The 16,603-nt window shown below is 70.7% G+C and carries 18 protein-coding genes; 10 read left to right on the top strand and 8 right to left on the bottom strand.

Annotation, left to right across the window (positions count from 1 at the left end):
* A partial coding sequence (locus ACX28W_RS39365; RefSeq protein ID WP_308314144.1) for a biotin carboxylase N-terminal domain-containing protein occupies nt 1-73 on the bottom strand: 73 nt, incomplete at its 3' end.
* Nucleotides 74-428: 355 nt separating this feature from the next.
* Here ACX28W_RS39365 and ACX28W_RS39360 point away from each other — a divergent pair.
* Nucleotides 429-932, top strand: coding sequence for a hypothetical protein (locus tag ACX28W_RS39360; RefSeq protein WP_459004937.1), 504 nt, complete (start codon nt 429-431; stop codon nt 930-932).
* A gap of 28 nt (nt 933-960) precedes the next feature.
* Here ACX28W_RS39360 and ACX28W_RS39355 read toward each other — a convergent pair whose 3' ends face one another.
* From ACX28W_RS39355 to ACX28W_RS39340, 4 genes are all read right to left on the bottom strand, one after another.
* Nucleotides 961-1,581: a Maf family protein gene (locus ACX28W_RS39355; protein ID WP_459004936.1), complete on the bottom strand. Its 621-nt coding sequence runs from the start codon at nt 1,579-1,581 to the stop codon at nt 961-963.
* A gap of 47 nt (nt 1,582-1,628) precedes the next feature.
* Nucleotides 1,629-1,757 carry a morphogenic membrane protein MmpB gene (mmpB, locus tag ACX28W_RS39350; protein WP_459004935.1) on the bottom strand — a complete coding sequence of 43 codons (129 nt, stop codon included), beginning with the start codon at nt 1,755-1,757 and terminating at the stop codon, nt 1,629-1,631.
* Nucleotides 1,758-1,922: 165 nt separating this feature from the next.
* Complete coding sequence (locus tag ACX28W_RS39345) at nt 1,923-2,132, bottom strand: acyl-CoA carboxylase epsilon subunit (RefSeq protein ID WP_459004934.1); 210 nt, start codon at nt 2,130-2,132, stop codon at nt 1,923-1,925.
* Between the two features lie 33 nt (nt 2,133-2,165).
* Entirely contained in the window at nt 2,166-3,758 is a 1,593-nt protein-coding gene (locus ACX28W_RS39340; RefSeq protein WP_459004933.1) for an acyl-CoA carboxylase subunit beta, read from the bottom strand.
* Nucleotides 3,759-3,886: 128 nt separating this feature from the next.
* On the opposite strand from ACX28W_RS39340, the gene ACX28W_RS39335 reads away from it, so the two are divergent.
* Nucleotides 3,887-4,786 (top strand): biotin--[acetyl-CoA-carboxylase] ligase, encoded by a 900-nt coding sequence (locus ACX28W_RS39335; protein ID WP_459004932.1) that lies wholly within the window; start codon nt 3,887-3,889, stop codon nt 4,784-4,786.
* 500 nt (nt 4,787-5,286) lie between these two features.
* Nucleotides 5,287-6,393, top strand: coding sequence for an adenylate/guanylate cyclase domain-containing protein (locus ACX28W_RS39330; RefSeq protein WP_459004940.1), 1,107 nt, complete (start codon nt 5,287-5,289; stop codon nt 6,391-6,393).
* Here ACX28W_RS39330 and ACX28W_RS39325 read toward each other — a convergent pair.
* Complete coding sequence (locus ACX28W_RS39325) at nt 6,390-7,160, bottom strand: hypothetical protein (RefSeq protein WP_459004931.1); 771 nt, start codon at nt 7,158-7,160, stop codon at nt 6,390-6,392. The two genes, ACX28W_RS39330 and ACX28W_RS39325, sit on opposite strands and share 4 nt — an antisense overlap.
* Nucleotides 7,161-7,362: 202 nt before the next feature.
* Here ACX28W_RS39325 and ACX28W_RS39320 point away from each other — a divergent pair, with 202 nt between their 5' ends.
* From ACX28W_RS39320 to ACX28W_RS39300, 5 genes are all read left to right on the top strand, one after another.
* On the top strand, nt 7,363-8,169 hold the full coding sequence (locus ACX28W_RS39320; RefSeq protein ID WP_459004930.1) for an enoyl-CoA hydratase/isomerase family protein: 807 nt from the start codon (nt 7,363-7,365) through the stop codon (nt 8,167-8,169).
* Nucleotides 8,170-8,262: 93 nt separating this feature from the next.
* Entirely contained in the window at nt 8,263-9,417 is a 1,155-nt protein-coding gene (locus ACX28W_RS39315) for a GGDEF domain-containing protein (RefSeq protein WP_459004929.1), read from the top strand.
* Nucleotides 9,418-9,522: 105 nt separating this feature from the next.
* A complete protein-coding gene (gene hutH, locus ACX28W_RS39310) occupies nt 9,523-11,061 on the top strand; it encodes a histidine ammonia-lyase (RefSeq protein WP_459004939.1) in 1,539 nt (512 codons plus the stop codon).
* A gap of 205 nt (nt 11,062-11,266) precedes the next feature.
* Nucleotides 11,267-11,470, top strand: coding sequence for a cold-shock protein (locus ACX28W_RS39305; RefSeq protein ID WP_266455269.1), 204 nt, complete (start codon nt 11,267-11,269; stop codon nt 11,468-11,470).
* A gap of 106 nt (nt 11,471-11,576) precedes the next feature.
* Nucleotides 11,577-13,241, top strand: coding sequence for a DEAD/DEAH box helicase (locus ACX28W_RS39300; RefSeq protein WP_459004928.1), 1,665 nt, complete (start codon nt 11,577-11,579; stop codon nt 13,239-13,241).
* Nucleotides 13,242-13,352: 111 nt separating this feature from the next.
* Here the strand turns inward: ACX28W_RS39300 and ACX28W_RS39295 are convergent, their stop codons facing one another.
* Both ACX28W_RS39295 and ACX28W_RS39290 read right to left on the bottom strand, forming a co-directional pair.
* Nucleotides 13,353-14,087 (bottom strand): DUF2625 family protein, encoded by a 735-nt coding sequence (locus ACX28W_RS39295; protein WP_459004927.1) that lies wholly within the window; start codon nt 14,085-14,087, stop codon nt 13,353-13,355.
* A gap of 37 nt (nt 14,088-14,124) precedes the next feature.
* Nucleotides 14,125-14,460: a hypothetical protein gene (locus ACX28W_RS39290; protein WP_459004926.1), complete on the bottom strand. Its 336-nt coding sequence runs from the start codon at nt 14,458-14,460 to the stop codon at nt 14,125-14,127.
* A gap of 161 nt (nt 14,461-14,621) precedes the next feature.
* Here ACX28W_RS39290 and ACX28W_RS39285 point away from each other — a divergent pair, with 161 nt between their 5' ends.
* Both ACX28W_RS39285 and ACX28W_RS39280 read left to right on the top strand, forming a co-directional pair.
* Nucleotides 14,622-14,918, top strand: coding sequence for a hypothetical protein (locus ACX28W_RS39285; RefSeq protein WP_459004925.1), 297 nt, complete (start codon nt 14,622-14,624; stop codon nt 14,916-14,918).
* A 253-nt stretch (nt 14,919-15,171) separates the two neighbouring features.
* Entirely contained in the window at nt 15,172-16,440 is a 1,269-nt protein-coding gene (locus ACX28W_RS39280; RefSeq protein WP_459004924.1) for a L,D-transpeptidase, read from the top strand.
* Nucleotides 16,441-16,603 lie beyond the last annotated feature (163 nt).

Genomic DNA, 16,603 nt, shown 5'->3' with positions numbered 1-16,603 from the left:
TCCCGGCATCCCGGCATGCCCGGGCCACGCGGACAGCGATTTCGCCACGGTTGGCGATGAGCACCTTGCGCACGATGGCTCCCTCCTTGAAACAAGCCGAGTTTAGGGACTGCCGACACGACCTTTCGACCCGTCCCCAATGGTGAGCTTGCCCACACGGAGCGTGATTCGAGGCGCGCTCGACCCGCGAGATCCCTTGTCACACCGCGGTAAGCAGGAATCCTTGGCTGAACCCTAGCCCTCCTATGTGGCCAAGGTCTCTGTGAGGCAGTGCTGCGCGGCACAGCGTTTCTTTGTCGAGTCCCTACGAATGGCCCAACGATTCTTTGCCCGCGACTCAACCCTTGTCCCGGGGTTTACCCGTTAGTAGCGTTCAGGATGTCTCGAACGTACTTGGGGTAACAGCACTCGGAAGTGGGTGGGGACCGGTGGTGCGCAGACCGGTGGCGTGGGTGGCGGCGATCGTGCTCTTCGTGGAGGCGATCGGCATCGGGCTGCTCAATTGGTTCCTCGGCGTCGTCGTCGACCGTCAGGACATGTCCCTGGCGGGGCTCGACTCGGACATGATGTCCATCTCGTCGAAGATCGGGGGGCTGGTCTTCGGCCTCTACTTCGCGCTGTGCGGCGTCGCCGCCCTGCTCGTCGCGTTGCGCGGCCGCGCCCCGGGGCTCCTCGGCCGCATCCTGCTCATCAGCGTCGCCGTGGTGCACGGTCTGCTCGGCGCGTTCACGGTGGGCCTGGTGGGCTGGGGCGCGTTCGCCTTCATGATGGTGGAGCTCGGGCTGATCGTCTTCACTCTGCTGGCGTTCGGCTCCGGCACGGGCCCCGCCGGCACCGCGCCGGAGAACGGCAACGGCAATGGCGGCAAGGGGGAGAACGGCGACAACGGAGGAGCCGCGGTTACTGCGCCCCCGGCGCCCAGCCCCTCCTGATCACTTCTCCCCCATCACTTCTTCCGCATCACTTCTCCCGCGGTGTCCACAGCTCCGTGATGCCGACGCCCAGTTCGGCCAGCAGACGGCGCACCAACGGCAGCGAGATACCGATGACGTTGCCGTGGTCGCCGTCGATGCCCTCGATGAACGGGGCCGAGCGGCCGTCGAGCGTGAAGGCCCCGGCGACGTGCAGCGGTTCGCCCGAGGCGACGTACGCGGCGATCTCGGCGTCGGTCGGCTCGCCGAAGCGGACCACGGTGGACGCGGTCGCCGACGCATAGCGCTTGGCCACCGTGTCGTAGATGCAGTGCCCCGTCTGGAGCGTCCCGGCCCGGCCGCGCATCGACTTCCAGCGCGCGGTGGCCTCCTCGGCGTCCGCGGGCTTGCCGAGCGCCTCGCCGTCCAGGTCGAGGACCGAGTCGCAGCCGATCACCAGAGCGCCCTGCACCTCCGGCTTCGCGGCCACGACGGAGGCCTTCGCCTCGGCCAGCGCGAGCGCGAGTTCGGCCGGGGTCGGGGCGGTGATGGCGTCCTCGTCGACCCCGCTCACGATCACCTCGGGGTCGAGTCCGGCCTGACGCAGCAGTCCGAGCCGGGCGGGGGACTGCGAGGCGAGCACGAGACGGCGGTGCGGTTGATCAGTCATGCGGCCAGGGTATCGGCGCGGGTCGGACCCCGTCCCTGGCCCGCCGCTCACATCACCCCGAGGACGATCATCGCGAGCAGCACAGCCAGCGCCATGAGAACGCCCAGCCTTCGCAACATGTCCTGCATGTCACGAAGCTCCTTGGGCGGCTCGTTCTCGGGGTCGGACCACAGCATGTCTTCGATCGTGCGGCGGTGAGGGTGCCGGGCGCCTGAGTACGCGTACTCAACTTGCTCGGGACGGGGAGTGGCGGGCCGATGGTGAGTGCGGGTTGTGTGTGGCTGCTCGCGCCCACGCGGCGGAGCCGCGTATGTCACAGCCCCGCCGCTTTTGGGGCGGCCCTAGGCCGGCCAGTAAGTGCGGGTCCATGCTGTCGGGCCTGGCTGGGGGGTGCGGTGGGCGGCGATGCGGGACGGGTCTGCCCAGGAGTCCCTGCTTCCGGGCGCGCCGGACGGCGTGGCGGCCGCCGCCGCGGCGCGCACACGGACCACCGCCAGTGCGGCGGCCAACTCCTCCGGGGTCGGATTGCCCCGTACTACCTTGATCGTCATGTCTGCTCCCAAGGGTCCCAGGGTCTACAGGGTCTACAGGGGGATGTTGCCGTGCTTCTTCGGAGGGAGTGATTCCCGCTTCGTGCGCAGCTGACGCAGCCCCCGTACGACATGGGAGCGGGTGTCGGACGGCATGATCACCGCGTCGATGTAGCCGCGCTCGGCCGCCGTGTACGGATTGAGGAGCGTGTCCTCGTACTCCTGGATCAGACGGGCCCGGGTCGCCTCCTGGTCCTCGGCCGCCGCGATGGTGCGCCGGTGCAGGATGTTCACCGCGCCCTGCGCGCCCATCACCGCGATCTGGGCCGTGGGCCAGGCGAGGTTGAGGTCGGCGCCCAGGTGCTTGGAGCCCATGACGTCGTACGCGCCGCCGAAGGCCTTGCGGGTGATGACCGTGATGAGGGGGACGGTCGCCTCCGCGTAGGCGTAGATCAGCTTGGCGCCGCGGCGGATGATGCCGGTGTGCTCCTGGCCGACGCCCGGAAGGAAGCCGGGCACGTCGACGAAGGTGATGACGGGGACGTTGAAGGCGTCGCAGGTGCGCACGAACCGCGCGGCCTTCTCACTCGCGTCGATGTCCAGACAGCCCGCGAACTGCATCGGCTGGTTGGCGACTATGCCCACGGGGTGGCCCTCGACGCGGCCGAAGCCGGTGAGGATGTTGGGCGCGAACAGCGGCTGCGTCTCGAAGAACTCGGCGTCGTCCAGGATGTGCTCGATCACCGTGTGCATGTCGTACGGCTGGTTCGCGCTGTCCGGCACGATCGTGTCCAGCTCCAGGTCCTCGTCCGTCGCCGCGAGGTCCGCCGCCTCCGGGAACACCGGCGGCTCACTGAGGTTGTTGGACGGCAGGTACGACAGCAACTGCTTGACGTAGTCGATGGCGTCCTTCTCGTCGCCCGCCATGTGGTGGGCCACGCCCGAGACCGCGTTGTGCGTACGGGCGCCGCCCAGCTCCTCGAAGCCGACGTCCTCGCCCGTCACCGTCTTGATGACGTCGGGACCGGTGATGAACATGTGCGAGGTCTGGTCGACCATGACCGTGAAGTCGGTGATCGCGGGGGAGTACACCGCGCCGCCCGCGCAGGGCCCGACGACCAGGCTGATCTGCGGAATGACGCCCGACGCATGCGTGTTGCGGCGGAAGATCTCGCCGTACATGCCGAGCGCGCTGACGCCCTCCTGGATGCGGGCGCCGCCGGAGTCGTTGATGCCGATGACCGGGCAGCCGGTCTTCAGCGCGAAGTCCATCACCTTCATGATCTTCTGGCCGAAGACCTCGCCGAGGGCGCCGCCGAAGACGGTGAAGTCCTGCGAGAACACGGCGACCGGGCGGCCGTCCACCATGCCGTACCCGGTGACGACACCGTCGCCGTAGGGGCGGTTCTGCTCCATGCCGAAGTCGGTCGAGCGGTGCTGCGCGAACTCGTCCAGCTCGACGAACGAGGCCTCGTCAAGGAGCAGTTCGATCCGCTCACGGGCCGTCAACTTGCCCTTGGCGTGCTGCTTTTCGACGGCGCGCTCCGAGCCGGCGTGCGTCGCTTCCTGGACGCGTCGCCGCAAGTCCGCGAGCTTGCCCGCGGTCGTGTGGATGTCGGGGTGGTGCAGCTCTTCCGGCTCGGACATCGGGATGCGGCTCCCTGCCTGCTCAGTGGGGACGTGAGGGGGACGTGCTCGGCTTGCTACTGAGTCGTAGGGTAGTGGCGCCGATACGGTTCGGCAGTGCGGCGTTTACCACACCTAGTGTGGGTTGCATGACGCCGCGAGATGCATCAGATGACAACGACATGTCGAACGATCGCGCCAACGAAAGTCGGTGGTCCGACCTCGATCGTCCGCCGCTCAACGCCACCGCCCTGCGCCGGGCGCTGGTGCGGGACGGTGGGCACGGGGGCCTGTGGTGCGACCTCGAGGTCGTGGCCAGTACCGGATCCACCAACAGTGACCTGGTCGAGCTGGCCGTTTCCGGGCGAGCCGAAGAAGGGGCCGTCCTCGTCGCCGAGGAGCAGAACGCCGGGCGGGGGCGCCTGGACCGGCAGTGGACGGCGCCGGCCCGCTCGGGCCTCTTCTTCTCCGTCCTGCTGAAGCCCACCGGGGTCCCCGTCGAGCGCTGGGGCTGGCTGCCGCTGCTCACCGGGGTCGCGGTGGCGACGGCCCTGTCCCGGGTGGCGGGCGTCGACACGGCACTCAAGTGGCCCAACGACCTGCTGGTGACCGTGGACGGCCAGGAACGCAAGGCCGGCGGCATCCTCGCCGAGCGCGCCGGAACCGACGCGGTCGTCGTCGGCATCGGCATCAATGTCACCCTGCGCGACGACGAACTCCCCGTGCCCGGAGCGGCCTCCCTCGCCCTCGCGGGAGCGACGACCACGGACCGTGACACCGTGCTGCGGGCCGTTCTCCGATCCCTGGAGCAGTGGTACGAGAAGTGGCGCGCCGTCGCCGGCGACCCGGCCGCGTCCGGCCTCCAGGAGACATACGCCGCCGGGTGCGCGACGCTCGGAAGGGTGGTGCGTGCCGAACTGCCGGGCGGCACGTCGATCACCGGGGAGGCGGTGGCCGTCGACGGGGACGGGCGCCTGGTCCTCGCCACGGAGGAGGGCGTGCAGCAGCCGGTGGGAGCGGGCGACATCGTCCATCTGCGGCCGGCCTGAGCCGAGGGCGCGGGCGAACCGTACTCAGCGGTGGGACCGGGGATCCGATCGTGATGTCGGGCCTCGGTCGGACGTACGAGTCAGGAGTGAGCCAGCGCACACCTGTCGTAGAGTTGAGCGCGGTCGATACCTGACCATGGCAGATCGGAAGGGCAGCAGGCGTGACCGTCGACGACACGGGCTCCGGCACGGGTGCGCACCCCGCCCCCGACGGTGAGCCGGGGCGTACCGGCGGGTCGGTCACCGACCCGGCGCCCGCACAGGTCGACACGAACGGGCGGGGGGACGCGCACGGCGACGGGGCCGAGGCACCGGACCGGGGCGAGGCGCCGGACCCGGGCGAGGCTCAGGTCGGCGCCGAGGAGCCGGACCCGGGCGAGGCTCAGGTCGGCGCCGAGGAGCCGGATCGGGGCGAGGCTCAGGTCAGGGCCGAGGCAGCGGACCGGGGCGAGGTTCAGGGCACGGTCGATATTCAGGGCACGGTCGAGGTTCAGGGTCGGGTGGACGGGCAGAGTCGACTGGACGCGCAGAACGCCGAGGACGGCGAGAACGGCGGCGATCCCCTCGCTCTGCGCCTCGAACAGCTCATCCTCGGCGCCGAGCGCCGCTACACCCCCTTCCAGGCCGCCCGCAGCGCGGGTGTCTCCATGGAACTGGCCTCCCGTTTCTGGCGGGCCATGGGCTTCGCCGACATAGGTCAGGCGAAGGCGCTCACGGAAGCCGATGTCCTCGCTCTGCGTCGGCTGGCCGGTCTCGTCGAGGCGGGCCTGCTGAGCGAGGCGATGGCGGTCCAGGTCGCCCGGTCCACCGGACAGACCACCGCCCGCCTGGCCGAGTGGCAGATCGACTCCTTCCTGGAGGGCCTGACCGAGCCCCCGGAACCCGGGATGACGCGCACCGAGGTGACGTACCCCCTGATCGAACTGCTCCTGCCCGAGCTGGAGGAGTTCATCGTCTACGTCTGGCGGCGCCAGCTCGCCGCCGCGACCGGCCGGGTCGTGCAGGCGGCGGACGACGAGGAGATGGTCGACCGCCGCCTCGCCGTCGGCTTCGCGGACCTGGTCGGCTTCACGCGTCTGACGCGCCGGATGGAGGAGGAGGAACTCGGCGAACTGGTCGAGGCCTTCGAGACCACCGCCGCGGACCTGGTGGCCGCGCACGGGGGCCGCCTCATCAAGACCCTCGGCGACGAGGTGCTGTACGCCGCGGACGACGCCGGTGTCGCCGCCGAGATCGCCTTGCGTCTCATCGAGACGATGGCCAACGACGAGACGATGCCGGAGCTGCGCGTCGGCATCGCCTTCGGCACGGTGACGACACGCATGGGCGATGTCTTCGGTACGACGGTGAATCTCGCCTCGCGTCTTACGTCGATAGCGCCACGGGATGCCGTCCTGGTGGACGGTGCCTTCGCGGAGGACCTGATCCGCACCGGCGACGCCCCCGTCTCCGAGGCGGAGGCCGCCGAAGCCGCGGCCGCCGCGGAGAAGGAGGGCGAAGAGCCGCCCACCTACCGTTTCGCCCTCCAGCCGATGTGGCAGCGCCCGGTCCGTGGTCTCGGCGTGGTCGAACCGTGGCTGCTGGCCCGCCGGGACGGCGAGCCCTAACGGGGACCGGCCGGTCCCGTCAGGTCGTTCACGCAGATTCCGACGATCGGCACGCACAGGCCCGGGGTGTCGGTCGTGCCGCTCGGGGGCGGGGTCGGAGTGGGTGGGGGTTGCTGGGCGGGGGTGCTCGCGGCCGGTGGTGGTACGGGCTGTGAGGGCACGGGGGCGGTGGGGATGCCGGTCGTCGTGTCCGGCGCACCGGCGCGGGCCGACGGGATCGCCGCGGGCGGTGTCGTCCGCGGTACGGGTCCCGCGGAGCCCACGGGTCCTGCCGGGCTTGTGGTTCCTGCCGGTACGAGGCTCACGCCGGCCGTCGGGGGCGCGGTCGTCCCGTCGCTGGACGCGGGGCGCGCGGAGGGCACGGCCCAGACGGACGGCTCAGTGTCGACCGCCTCGTCCGTGAGGACCCCCGCGCTCGACTTCGCCTCCGCGTTCCCACCGCCTCCGACCACCGAATCCGGCGCCATCCGCACCAGGCTCAACGCCCCCGCGGCCAGCGCGAGCCCACCCACGGCGAAGAGCATCCGACGGGGACGGGGCCTGCGGTGCCGCCCCCGGGCGGGGCGGTTCCGGAGGGGCTCGGCAGTGGGGCCGACGGAACCGGTTCCGGCCTCCGCCCGCCGCGCCCCGGCGGCCGTCGGCTGCGGCCCGGGGGCTGTCGGCTCCGGTGACGTGCCGCGTGCCGGTGCTGCCTCGGGGTGTGGGGTCCTTGAGGGATCCGCCTGGGCCCTCGTCGTCGACGCGGTCGCCGTCGTGCCGTTCGTCATGGTCGTTCCTCCCCGGTGTGCCGACACCCCCGGTGCGCTGTGGCGGTGCGCAGGTTATGTGTCCTTTGGGGGTGTGGGACGGGAGTTGGGCGGGATGTCACTCGAACGGGGAGACGCGGGCGAGAGAGCGGGTTTCGCCGGGCGGTGTCGGCTGCGATGATCGGGGCGTCGGAAGTTAACCCACGTTAACCGGGAGGGTGTCATGGCGGAGCAAGGGGACGAGCGGCGGTTCGGGGAGTTCGTCGTCGTACGGCGGCACGGTCACGTCGCGGAGCTCGCCCTCGACCGGCCGAAGGCCATGAACGCCGTGTCCACGGACATGGCCCGTTCCCTCGCCGGCGCCTGCGCGGCGCTCGCCGCCGACCGTGACGTACGGGTGGTCGTGGTGACGTCCACCCATGAGCGGGCCTTCTGTGTCGGCGCCGATCTGAAGGAGCGCAACTCCCTCACCGACGCCGAGCTGGTGCGGCAACGCCCCGTCGCGCGGGCCGCGTACACGGGAGTCCTGGAGCTGCCGATGCCGACCGTCGCCGCCGTGCACGGCTTCGCGCTCGGCGGTGGATTCGAGCTCGCGCTGTCCTGCGACCTGATCGTGGCGGACCGCACGGCGGTGGTCGGGCTGCCCGAGGTGTCGGTCGGGGTGATTCCCGGCGGGGGCGGTACGCAGTTGCTGCCGCGGCGGGTCGGGGCGGCCCGCGCGGCCGAGCTGATCTTCTCCGCGCGGCGGCTGGAGGCGGACGAGGCGCGGGAGTTGGGCCTTGTCGACGACCTCGTGGACGAGGGGCAGGACCGTGCGCAAGCCCTCGCGCTCGCCGCCCGCATCGCCGCCAACTCCCCCGTCGGTCTGCGTGCCGCCAAGCGCGCGCTGCGGCTCGGGCACGGCCTCGATCTGCGGGCGGGCCTGGAGGTCGAGGATGCCGCCTGGCGGTCCGTCGCCTTTTCCGGTGACCGGGCCGAGGGGGTCGCCGCGTTCAATGAGAAGCGCAAGCCGCAGTGGCCGGGGGAGTAGAGCCCGGAGAGCCGCCGAGCCTGTACGGCCACTCGGACCCCTGTTCGCCCTATCGATGTCCCAAATCTACGTAAATGTCCCTAGCCTGGAGTGATGGGTGAGGACAGACGGCTGACAGCCGTGGTGGAGCTGGCGCAGGGGATGGCGTCGGCGCACACCCCGCGCGAGTCCTGGCGGGCCGCGGCGCTCGGCGCCTGCCGCGCGCTCGCCGGGAACTTCGCCGCGCTCTCCGTGTGGGAGCGCGAACTCGGCCGGCTGCGGGTCCTGGCGAACGTGGGCGAACGCGCGCCGGACGAGGAGGAGTTCCCGGACGGGGAGGCCTACCCCGTGCACCAGTTCCCGGAGATCACCGAGTTTCTGCACGAGCGCTGGGCGGGTGGCGGCGGGCCGAACGCCTGGGTGGAGACCGCCGACGGCCCGGCGGGGGGCCGCGCGGGCTACTGCCACCAGCGCGTCGCCGCCCTGCGCAAGCGCGGCCGCGGGTGCTGTGTGGTCGCCCCCATCGTGCTGCACGGGCGCGCCTGGGGCGAGCTGTACGTGGCCCGCCCGGTCAAGGCCCCCGTCTTCGACCGGGGCGACGCCGACTTCGCGACCGTCCTGGCCTCCGTCGTCGCCGCCGGGATCGCCCAGGCGGAGCGTCTGGAGGAGGCCCGGCGTCTCGCGTTCACCGACGCCCTCACCGGGCTCGCCAACCGCCGCGCCGTGGACGTACGCCTCGACGAGGCCATCGAGCGGCACCGGAGGGAAGGGGTTGTGGTCAGTCTCGTCGTCTGTGACCTCAACGGCCTCAAGCATGTGAACGACACCCAGGGGCACGAGGTCGGCGACCGGCTCCTCGAGCGGTTCGGGTCCGTGCTGTCGCTGTGCGGGGCGATGCTCCCGGGCGCCCTGGCCGCCCGGCTCGGCGGTGACGAGTTCTGCCTGCTCGCGGTCGGGCCTCCGGTGGCCGAGGTGGTCCGCATCGCCGATGAACTCTGCCGTCGCGCCGCCGAGTTGGAACTGGGTGAGGGGGTGGCGTGCGGGGTCGCCTCCACGGAGGACCCGATCGGGCCGGTGCGCTCGGCGCGCCGGCTCTTCCGGCTGGCCGACGCCGCCCAGTACCGCGCCAAGGCCGTACGCGCGGCCGGGCCCGTCGTCGCCGGGGCCGAGGGGCCCGACGATCCGGTCGTACGCCTCGCCGACGCACCGTCCCCGGCCAAGGGGGAGCGCCGCCGCTTCAGGGGGCGCCACGAGCAGCGCCGCCCGTGACTGCGACGTACGTCCGAGCGTCTGTGAGTACGTCGGAGTAAGGGGCAAACAGGCCACCCACTAGTGACACCATCGAATTCACTGCGTACGCTCCTGAATATGGATATGCATACTGTGGTGGTGGGGACGTACGGGGTCACCGCGTCCGACGTTCTCGCCGTGGCGCGCGACGGCGCCCGGATCGAGCTCTCCGGCGAGGCGGTGGCCGCCCTCGCGGCGGCCCGCGAGATCGTGGACGCGCTGGCCGCGAAGCCGGAGCCGGTGTACGGCGTCTCCACCGGCTTCGGAGCCCTCGCGACTCGGCACATCAGCCCGGAACTGCGCGCCCAGTTGCAGCGCAACATCGTCCGCTCGCACGCAGCCGGGATGGGCCCGCGGGTCGAGCGCGAGGTCGTCCGCGCGCTGATGTTCCTGCGGCTCAAGACCGTCTGCTCCGGGCACACGGGCGTGCGGCCCCAGGTCGCGCAGACCATGGCGGACATCCTCAACGCCGGGATCACCCCGGTCGTCCACGAGTTCGGCTCGCTCGGCTGCTCCGGCGACCTGGCCCCCTTGTCCCACTGCGCCCTGACGCTCATGGGCGAGGGTGACGCGGAGGGTCCCGACGGCGTCGTACGACCGGCCGGTGAACTCCTCGCCGCGCACGGCATCACCCCCGTCGAGCTGCGCGAGAAGGAAGGCCTCGCCCTCCTCAACGGCACCGACGGCATGCTCGGCATGCTGGTCATGGCCCTCGCCGACCTGGAGACGCTCTACAAATCGGCCGACGTCACGGCGGCGCTGTCGCTGGAGGCGCTGCTCGGCACGGACCGGGTCCTCGCGCCCGAACTGCACGCCATCCGCCCGCACCCCGGCCAGGGCGCCAGCGCCGCCAACATGCTGGCCGTGCTGAAGGGTTCGGGCCTGACCGGACACCACCAGGACGACGCCCCGCGCGTCCAGGACGCCTACTCCGTGCGCTGCGCCCCGCAGGTCGCCGGCGCCGGACGCGACACCCTCGCGCACGCCCGCACGGTCGCCGAGCGCGAACTCGCCTCCGCAGTCGACAACCCCCTCGTGCTGCCCGACGGCCGCGTCGAGTCGAACGGCAACTTCCACGGCGCCCCGGTGGCCTACGTCCTCGACTTCCTCGCCATCGCCGCCGCCGACCTCGGCTCCATCGCCGAGCGCCGCACCGACCGCCTCCTCGACAAGAACCGCTCGCACGGCCTGCCGCCGTTCCTCGCGGACGACGCCGGCGTCGACTCCGGCCTGATGATCGCCCAGTACACGCAGGCGGCCCTGGTGAGCGAGATGAAGCGGCTGGCCGTACCGGCGTCGGCGGACTCCATCCCCTCCTCCGCCATGCAGGAGGACCACGTCTCCATGGGCTGGTCGGCCGCCCGCAAGCTGCGCACGGCCGTGGACAACCTCACCCGCATCGTCGCGATCGAGCTGTACGCCGCCACCCGTGCGATCGAACTGCGGGAGGGCCTGACCCCGGCCCCCGCGTCGCAGGCGGTCATCGAGGCCGTCCGCGCGGCCGGCGTGCGGGGCCCGGGCCCGGACCGCTTTCTCTCCCCGGACCTGGAGGCGGCGGACGCCTTCGTACGGGGTGGACATGTGGTGGCGGCCGTGGAAACGGTGACAGGGCCGTTGCTGTAGAGGCCAGGGACAGGCCTGTTGTCTGTACGCTACGGGGGGGTGCCGTCGGTCGGACGGTGCCCCCGAGGCGTGTCGGAGTGTGCTACCGTCTCGTTGATACGTTTTTGGTACCCATTTACTTTGTGCGCCTGATCGGAATCCTCCGCAGGCGCGTTTTGTTTTACCGGCATCTCCGGATGGGGCCCTTACCTATTCAGGAGAGAACATGGCTACCGGCACCGTGAAGTGGTTCAACGCGGAAAAGGGCTTCGGCTTCATCGAGCAGGACGGCGGCGGCCCCGACGTCTTCGCCCACTACTCCAACATCGCCAGCTCCGGCTTCCGTGAGCTGCTGGAGGGCCAGAAGGTCTCGTTCGACGTCGCGCAGGGCCAGAAGGGCCTGCAGGCGGAGAACATCGTCCCCGCCTGATTCGGGACGCGCTTTTCCAGAGCCGGGGCCCGCACCTTGGGGTGCGGACCCCGGCTCGCGCTGTGCGTGCAGTCCGTGGGGCCCAGGAAGGAAATCCAGATCCAGCATGACTCGATCCGAACGTCCCGTCCGTAAGCGGCCGGCACTCGCACGCGGCGCCCAGACCGGCGGCTCCGCGAAGAACACCGGCCGCGGCGGCGGCCGTGGCACGGGCAAGGGCCCGGCCCGCAAGGTCGTGGCTCCGCAGGAGTTCTCCCTGCCCGAGACCATCACTCCGGCGCTGCCCGCCGTCGACTCGTTCGACGCGCTGGACATGCCGGCCGCCCTCACCAAGACCCTCGCGTCCCAGGGCGTCACCGAGCCCTTCCCGATCCAGGGCGCGACCCTGCCCAACTCCCTCGCCGGACGCGACGTCCTCGGCCGCGGCCGCACCGGCTCCGGCAAGACGCTCGCCTTCGGGCTCGCCCTCCTTGCCCGCACCGCGGGCCGCCGGGCCGAACCCAGGTCGCCGCTCGCGCTGGTCCTGGTGCCCACGCGCGAGCTCGCGCAGCAGGTCAACGACGCGCTGACGCCGTACGCGACCGCCGTCAACCTGCGCGTGGCCACGGCCGTCGGCGGGATGTCGATCAGCCGGCAGGCCGGGACGTTGCGTCGTGGCGCCGAGGTCCTGGTGGCCACCCCCGGGCGTCTGAAGGACCTCATCGAGCGGGGCGACTGCGCGCTCGACCGCGTGGCGATCACCGTCCTCGACGAGGCCGACCAGATGGCCGACATGGGCTTCATGCCGCAGGTCACGGCGCTGCTCCAGCAGGTCGAGCCGGACGGGCAGCGGCTGCTCTTCTCGGCCACCCTCGACAAGAACATCGACCGGCTGGTGCGGATGTTCCTGACGGATCCCGTGGTCCACTCCGTCGACCCGTCGGCGGGCGCGGTCACCACCATGGAGCACCACGTGCTGCATGTCGCCGACGAGACCGACAAGAAGGCCGTGGCGCTGCGGATCGCGGCGCGCGACGGCCGCGTCATCCTCTTCGTCGACACCAAGCGGGGCGCCGACCGGTTCACCAAGCGGCTGCTCGCCAACGGTGTACGGGCCTCCGCGCTGCACGGCGGGCGCAGCCAGCCGCAGCGCAACCGCACCCTCGACCAGTTCAAGACCGGTCAGGTCACCGCGCTGGTCGCCACCAACGTGGCGGCCCGTGGCATCCACATCGACGACCTCGACCTCGTGGTCAACGTCGACCCGCCGACCGACCACAAGGACTACCTGCACCGCGGCGGACGCACCGCCCGGGCCGGCGAGTCCGGCAGCGTCGTCACCCTCGTACTGCCCGAGCAGCGGCGGGAGATGACCCGGCTGATGGCGGACGCCGGCATCACGCCGCGCAGCGCCCGGATCAAGTCCAGCGACGAGGAACTGAGCCGCCTCACCGGCGCCCGCGAGCCCTCCGGGGTCCCGGTCGTCATCGAGGTGCCCCAGCCCGCCGAACAGCCGAAGCAGCGGCCCAGGTCGCGGCCCCGGACCGGGGGCGGGGCGAGGCGCCCCGCGGGTTCGGGTACGGAGTCCCAGGGGCGTCAGCCGCAGCGTGGGCGTCGCGGCGCCGTGGGCGGCGCGACGAGCGGTACGGGCGGTGGCGACGGCACCGGCCGTCGTACCGACTCCGGTGGCGGCACGAGTGCGGGCGCCGGTCGTTCGGGTGGTCGCGGGCGGGCTCCGCAGCGTCGTACGGAGCGTGGTGGACAGGGCGGCGGCGGGCGCCGCGCTGCGTAGACGCTCCGCTGCGTAGGCGCTCCGCTGGGGTCGGAGGTTCACTGCGGCTCGTTTGTGGTTGCTCGCGCAGTTCCCCGCGCCCCTTTGGGGGGGCGCGGGGTTGCTACCAGGTCAGTCGTCGAAGTTGCCCAGGAACCCGGTGTCGACCGAGTCGAGTTCGAGGACCATGTTCCTGTGGAGGCCGAGGAGTTCGGTCATGGGGAGTGCTCGGCGGCGGGCGGCCGGGAGGTCGCGGCGGTTGTCGGCGGTCCAGAGGTAGGGGACGAACGTGATCCCGTGGTTGGCCGGCAGCGGGCCCGTCTCGGCGCGCCAGCCGGGCCAGCGCAGGTTGTCGTAGAGCTGCTCGGTGCCGCCGTCCAGGAGGAACCAGTTGAGCCAGGTCTCGTAGCCGGCCTCGAGGGCCTCGAAGCGCAGGGCGTCCGGCGCGAAGTACAGCATCTCGCCGGGAGCGCCGGGGCGGCCCGCCGCCTTCGGGTCGTTCCCGTTGCGGATGAAGGCTCCGCCCAGGGCGTCATGGGCGACGACGATCCCGCCGTCCGGTTGCCACGCCGGGTCGAACCGCGCGGGGAGTCGGTTGACTTCCGCGAGCGAGGGCAGTTCCGGGGCGTCCACGCCCGGGCTGCCGTAGATGCGCAGCCATCCGCTGTCCAGCAGCACCCCGCCGCAGTTGAGCGCGAAGGCGCCGAGCCAGGAGCGCTCGGTGAGCTGGAGTTGGAGCAGGGTCGCGTGGCCCTGCGCCGGGTCCACCGGAAGCACCTCCATGGACACCCTGCTCTTGGAGATTGCTTGGGAGACGAGGGGCCAGGCGGGTTCCTCGACATCGGACAGCTCGGTCAGGTCTGGCATGGGGGTATCCCGTGGGTTCCGGGCCGGGGTGCCGCGCTCAGAAGGCCGCCGTGCGCTCCCGGCGCACCGAGTAGGTCACAAAGCATGCGCCGAGGCCGAGGAAGAGGGTTCCGCCGACGACGTACGGCGTCGTATTGACGCTTCCGGTGTCGGCGAGCCGGGTCTGGTCGTCGCTCGACTCCGTGGCGGCCCGTATCGCGGCGCTCGTCGTCGAGGTCGTGGCCGTCGTGGCGTTGGCGGGCGTGCTGGTCGACGTCGAGACGTGCTGTCTGGGCTCTTCCTGAGTCGCGTTGGCGGACGGGACGAACCACAGGGCTCCCAGGAGGGTCCCCGCTGCGGTGGCGGTCAGCAACGAGCGACGTGCGGCGGACACGTAATATCGATCCCCTTGTGGCGCTGGCGAATTGGCCGTGTGGGCCGATGCTAATGAAATACGCGGGTCGCGGGAAAGTCGGGGGAGCTGCGGGCCGTACGCTCCGTCCCATGAGTACTCCTGAGACATCACTGTTTGTCCGGCTTCGCGTGGAGCTGGTCGTGGAAGTCGACGACGCGGGCGCCGTCACCAAGGCCGCGCTGCGGCGCATCGCATCCGACGCCGACATGCCGGCCGACGAGCGGGCCCATGCCGAGAGCGCAGTGACGGAAGACACTGCCGAAGCCCTCGCGTATCTCGTAGACCCGTTCGACCTGGTCAGCGAGGTGCCCGGGATCGAGCTCGCGCAGGCGTCATGGAGCAGCGAGTCGATCGACTACGACCCCGATTCGCCGGAATGGGATCTCGACGACGATGATGACGACGAGGACGACGACGAGGAAGTCGGAGTCGGCTGAGGCGCCTTGGGGAAATCTTGACCCCGGGTGGCAACCGCCGCCTGGGGTTTTCTCGTCTCAGGCGACGCACTGACCACTTCCGCACCACCAGTCGTCACAGCGGATCGGTCCATCCGATCGGTTCCGTCGATCCGGTTGCCCGGTTGACCGACGTGGTGTGCCCCACACATCTGAGGGATGTGGAACGGGACGAACCGGTCGTAGCGTTGATGGTCCTTACGGGGCTCTCGTGGTTTTTGGTGATTCGGCAACGATGGAGAAGCGTGTGATGACGGACAGTAAGCGGCGCAGGGGCCTGATGGCCGCGTCCGCACTGCTCGGCGGGGTGCTGGTGCTCTCTGCGTGCAGCGGAGACGGAAGCAAGGCCAGCGCCTCGGAGAGCGAAGCCGCGGAGTCGCAGGCGCAGGTCGACGAGGCGGCGGCCAAGAAGACCTCCGAGGCTCAGATCAAGATCACGCCGGCGGACGGCTCCGACAACGCCTCCATCAACAACGCCGCCGCGGTCACCGTGAGCAAGGGCACGCTCACGTCCGTCGCCATGACGACCGCGGACGGCACCGCCGTCTCGGGTGAGATATCCGCCGACAAGACGAGCTGGAAGCCCACCGGTCAGCTCGAGCGCTCCACCACGTACAAGATCGCCGCCGAGGCCAACGACTCCAAGGGCCGCACCGCCCACGAGAACGCGTCGTTCACCACGGTCTCCCCGGCCAACAGCTTCATCGGCAACTTCACGCCGGAGGACGGCTCCACCGTCGGGGTCGGCATGCCGGTCTCGATCAACTTCGACAAGGCGATCACGAACAAGGCCGACGTGCAGAAGGGGATCACCGTCTCCTCCAGCAGCGGCCAGGAGGTCGTCGGCCACTGGTTCAGCGCCAACCGCCTGGACTTCCGCCCCGAGGACTACTGGACCGGCGGCTCCACCGTCACCCTCAAGCTGAACCTCGACGGCGTCGAGGGCGCGAGCGGTGTCTACGGCGTGCAGCAGAAGTCGGTCACCTTCAAGATCGGCCGCAACCAGGTCTCGATCGTCGACGCCAAGACCAAGACCATGAAGGTCACCCAGGACGGCAAGACCGTCAAGACCATCCCGATCTCCGCGGGCTCCCCGGAGAACACCACGTACGAGGGTCAGATGGTGATCTCCGAGAAGTTCAAGGAGACCCGGATGGACGGCGCGACGGTCGGCTTCACGGACGACGACGGCAAGGGCGAGTACGACATCAAGGACGTGCCGCACGCGATGCGTCTGTCGACCTCCGGCACGTTCATCCACGGCAACTACTGGGGCGCCAAGTCGGTCTTCGGCAGCGTCAACACCAGCCATGGCTGTGTGGGTCTGTCCGACACCAAGGGAGCCAACGACCCGAACACCGAGGCCGCCTGGTTCTACAACAGCTCGATGATCGGCGATGTCGTGGTCGTGCAGAACACCGGCGACAAGACCATCGCCGCGGACAACGGCCTCAACGGCTGGAACCTGGACTGGGCGGCGTGGAAGGCCGGTTCGGCGGTCTGATCGCTCTTGTTCCCTGATGGCGGCGGCTCCCTGTGCAGGGGGGCCGCCGCTTTCGCGTTTCCGCAGGTCACTATGTGGAGCACAGGGTTCCGGGCTCACGCACAGCTCAACTACCCACTGATCCACAGTCTTCTCATCGTTCTCTTATCTTGGCCTTATCTCT

The organism is Streptomyces sp. SD15 (assembly GCF_054462255.1).
This window is presented reverse-complemented; position numbering and strand designations above follow the sequence as displayed.

What these genes read in the sequence shown, in the direction of transcription:
- ACX28W_RS39355 (WP_459004936.1), bottom strand. Translation starts at nt 1,581, where the DNA reads ATGACTGATCAACCGCACCGCCGTCTCGTGCTCGCCTCGCAGTCCCCC.
- mmpB (WP_459004935.1), bottom strand. Translation starts at nt 1,757, where the DNA reads ATGCTGTGGTCCGACCCCGAGAACGAGCCGCCCAAGGAGCTTCGTGAC.
- ACX28W_RS39345 (WP_459004934.1), bottom strand. Translation starts at nt 2,132, where the DNA reads ATGACGATCAAGGTAGTACGGGGCAATCCGACCCCGGAGGAGTTGGCC.
- ACX28W_RS39340 (WP_459004933.1), bottom strand. Translation starts at nt 3,758, where the DNA reads ATGTCCGAGCCGGAAGAGCTGCACCACCCCGACATCCACACGACCGCG.
- ACX28W_RS39335 (WP_459004932.1), top strand. Translation starts at nt 3,887, where the DNA reads ATGACGCCGCGAGATGCATCAGATGACAACGACATGTCGAACGATCGC.
- ACX28W_RS39325 (WP_459004931.1), bottom strand. Translation starts at nt 7,160, where the DNA reads ATGACGAACGGCACGACGGCGACCGCGTCGACGACGAGGGCCCAGGCG.
- ACX28W_RS39320 (WP_459004930.1), top strand. Translation starts at nt 7,363, where the DNA reads ATGGCGGAGCAAGGGGACGAGCGGCGGTTCGGGGAGTTCGTCGTCGTA.
- ACX28W_RS39315 (WP_459004929.1), top strand. Translation starts at nt 8,263, where the DNA reads ATGGGTGAGGACAGACGGCTGACAGCCGTGGTGGAGCTGGCGCAGGGG.
- hutH (WP_459004939.1), top strand. Translation starts at nt 9,523, where the DNA reads ATGCATACTGTGGTGGTGGGGACGTACGGGGTCACCGCGTCCGACGTT.
- ACX28W_RS39305 (WP_266455269.1), top strand. Translation starts at nt 11,267, where the DNA reads ATGGCTACCGGCACCGTGAAGTGGTTCAACGCGGAAAAGGGCTTCGGC.
- ACX28W_RS39300 (WP_459004928.1), top strand. Translation starts at nt 11,577, where the DNA reads ATGACTCGATCCGAACGTCCCGTCCGTAAGCGGCCGGCACTCGCACGC.
- ACX28W_RS39295 (WP_459004927.1), bottom strand. Translation starts at nt 14,087, where the DNA reads ATGCCAGACCTGACCGAGCTGTCCGATGTCGAGGAACCCGCCTGGCCC.
- ACX28W_RS39280 (WP_459004924.1), top strand. Translation starts at nt 15,172, where the DNA reads ATGGAGAAGCGTGTGATGACGGACAGTAAGCGGCGCAGGGGCCTGATG.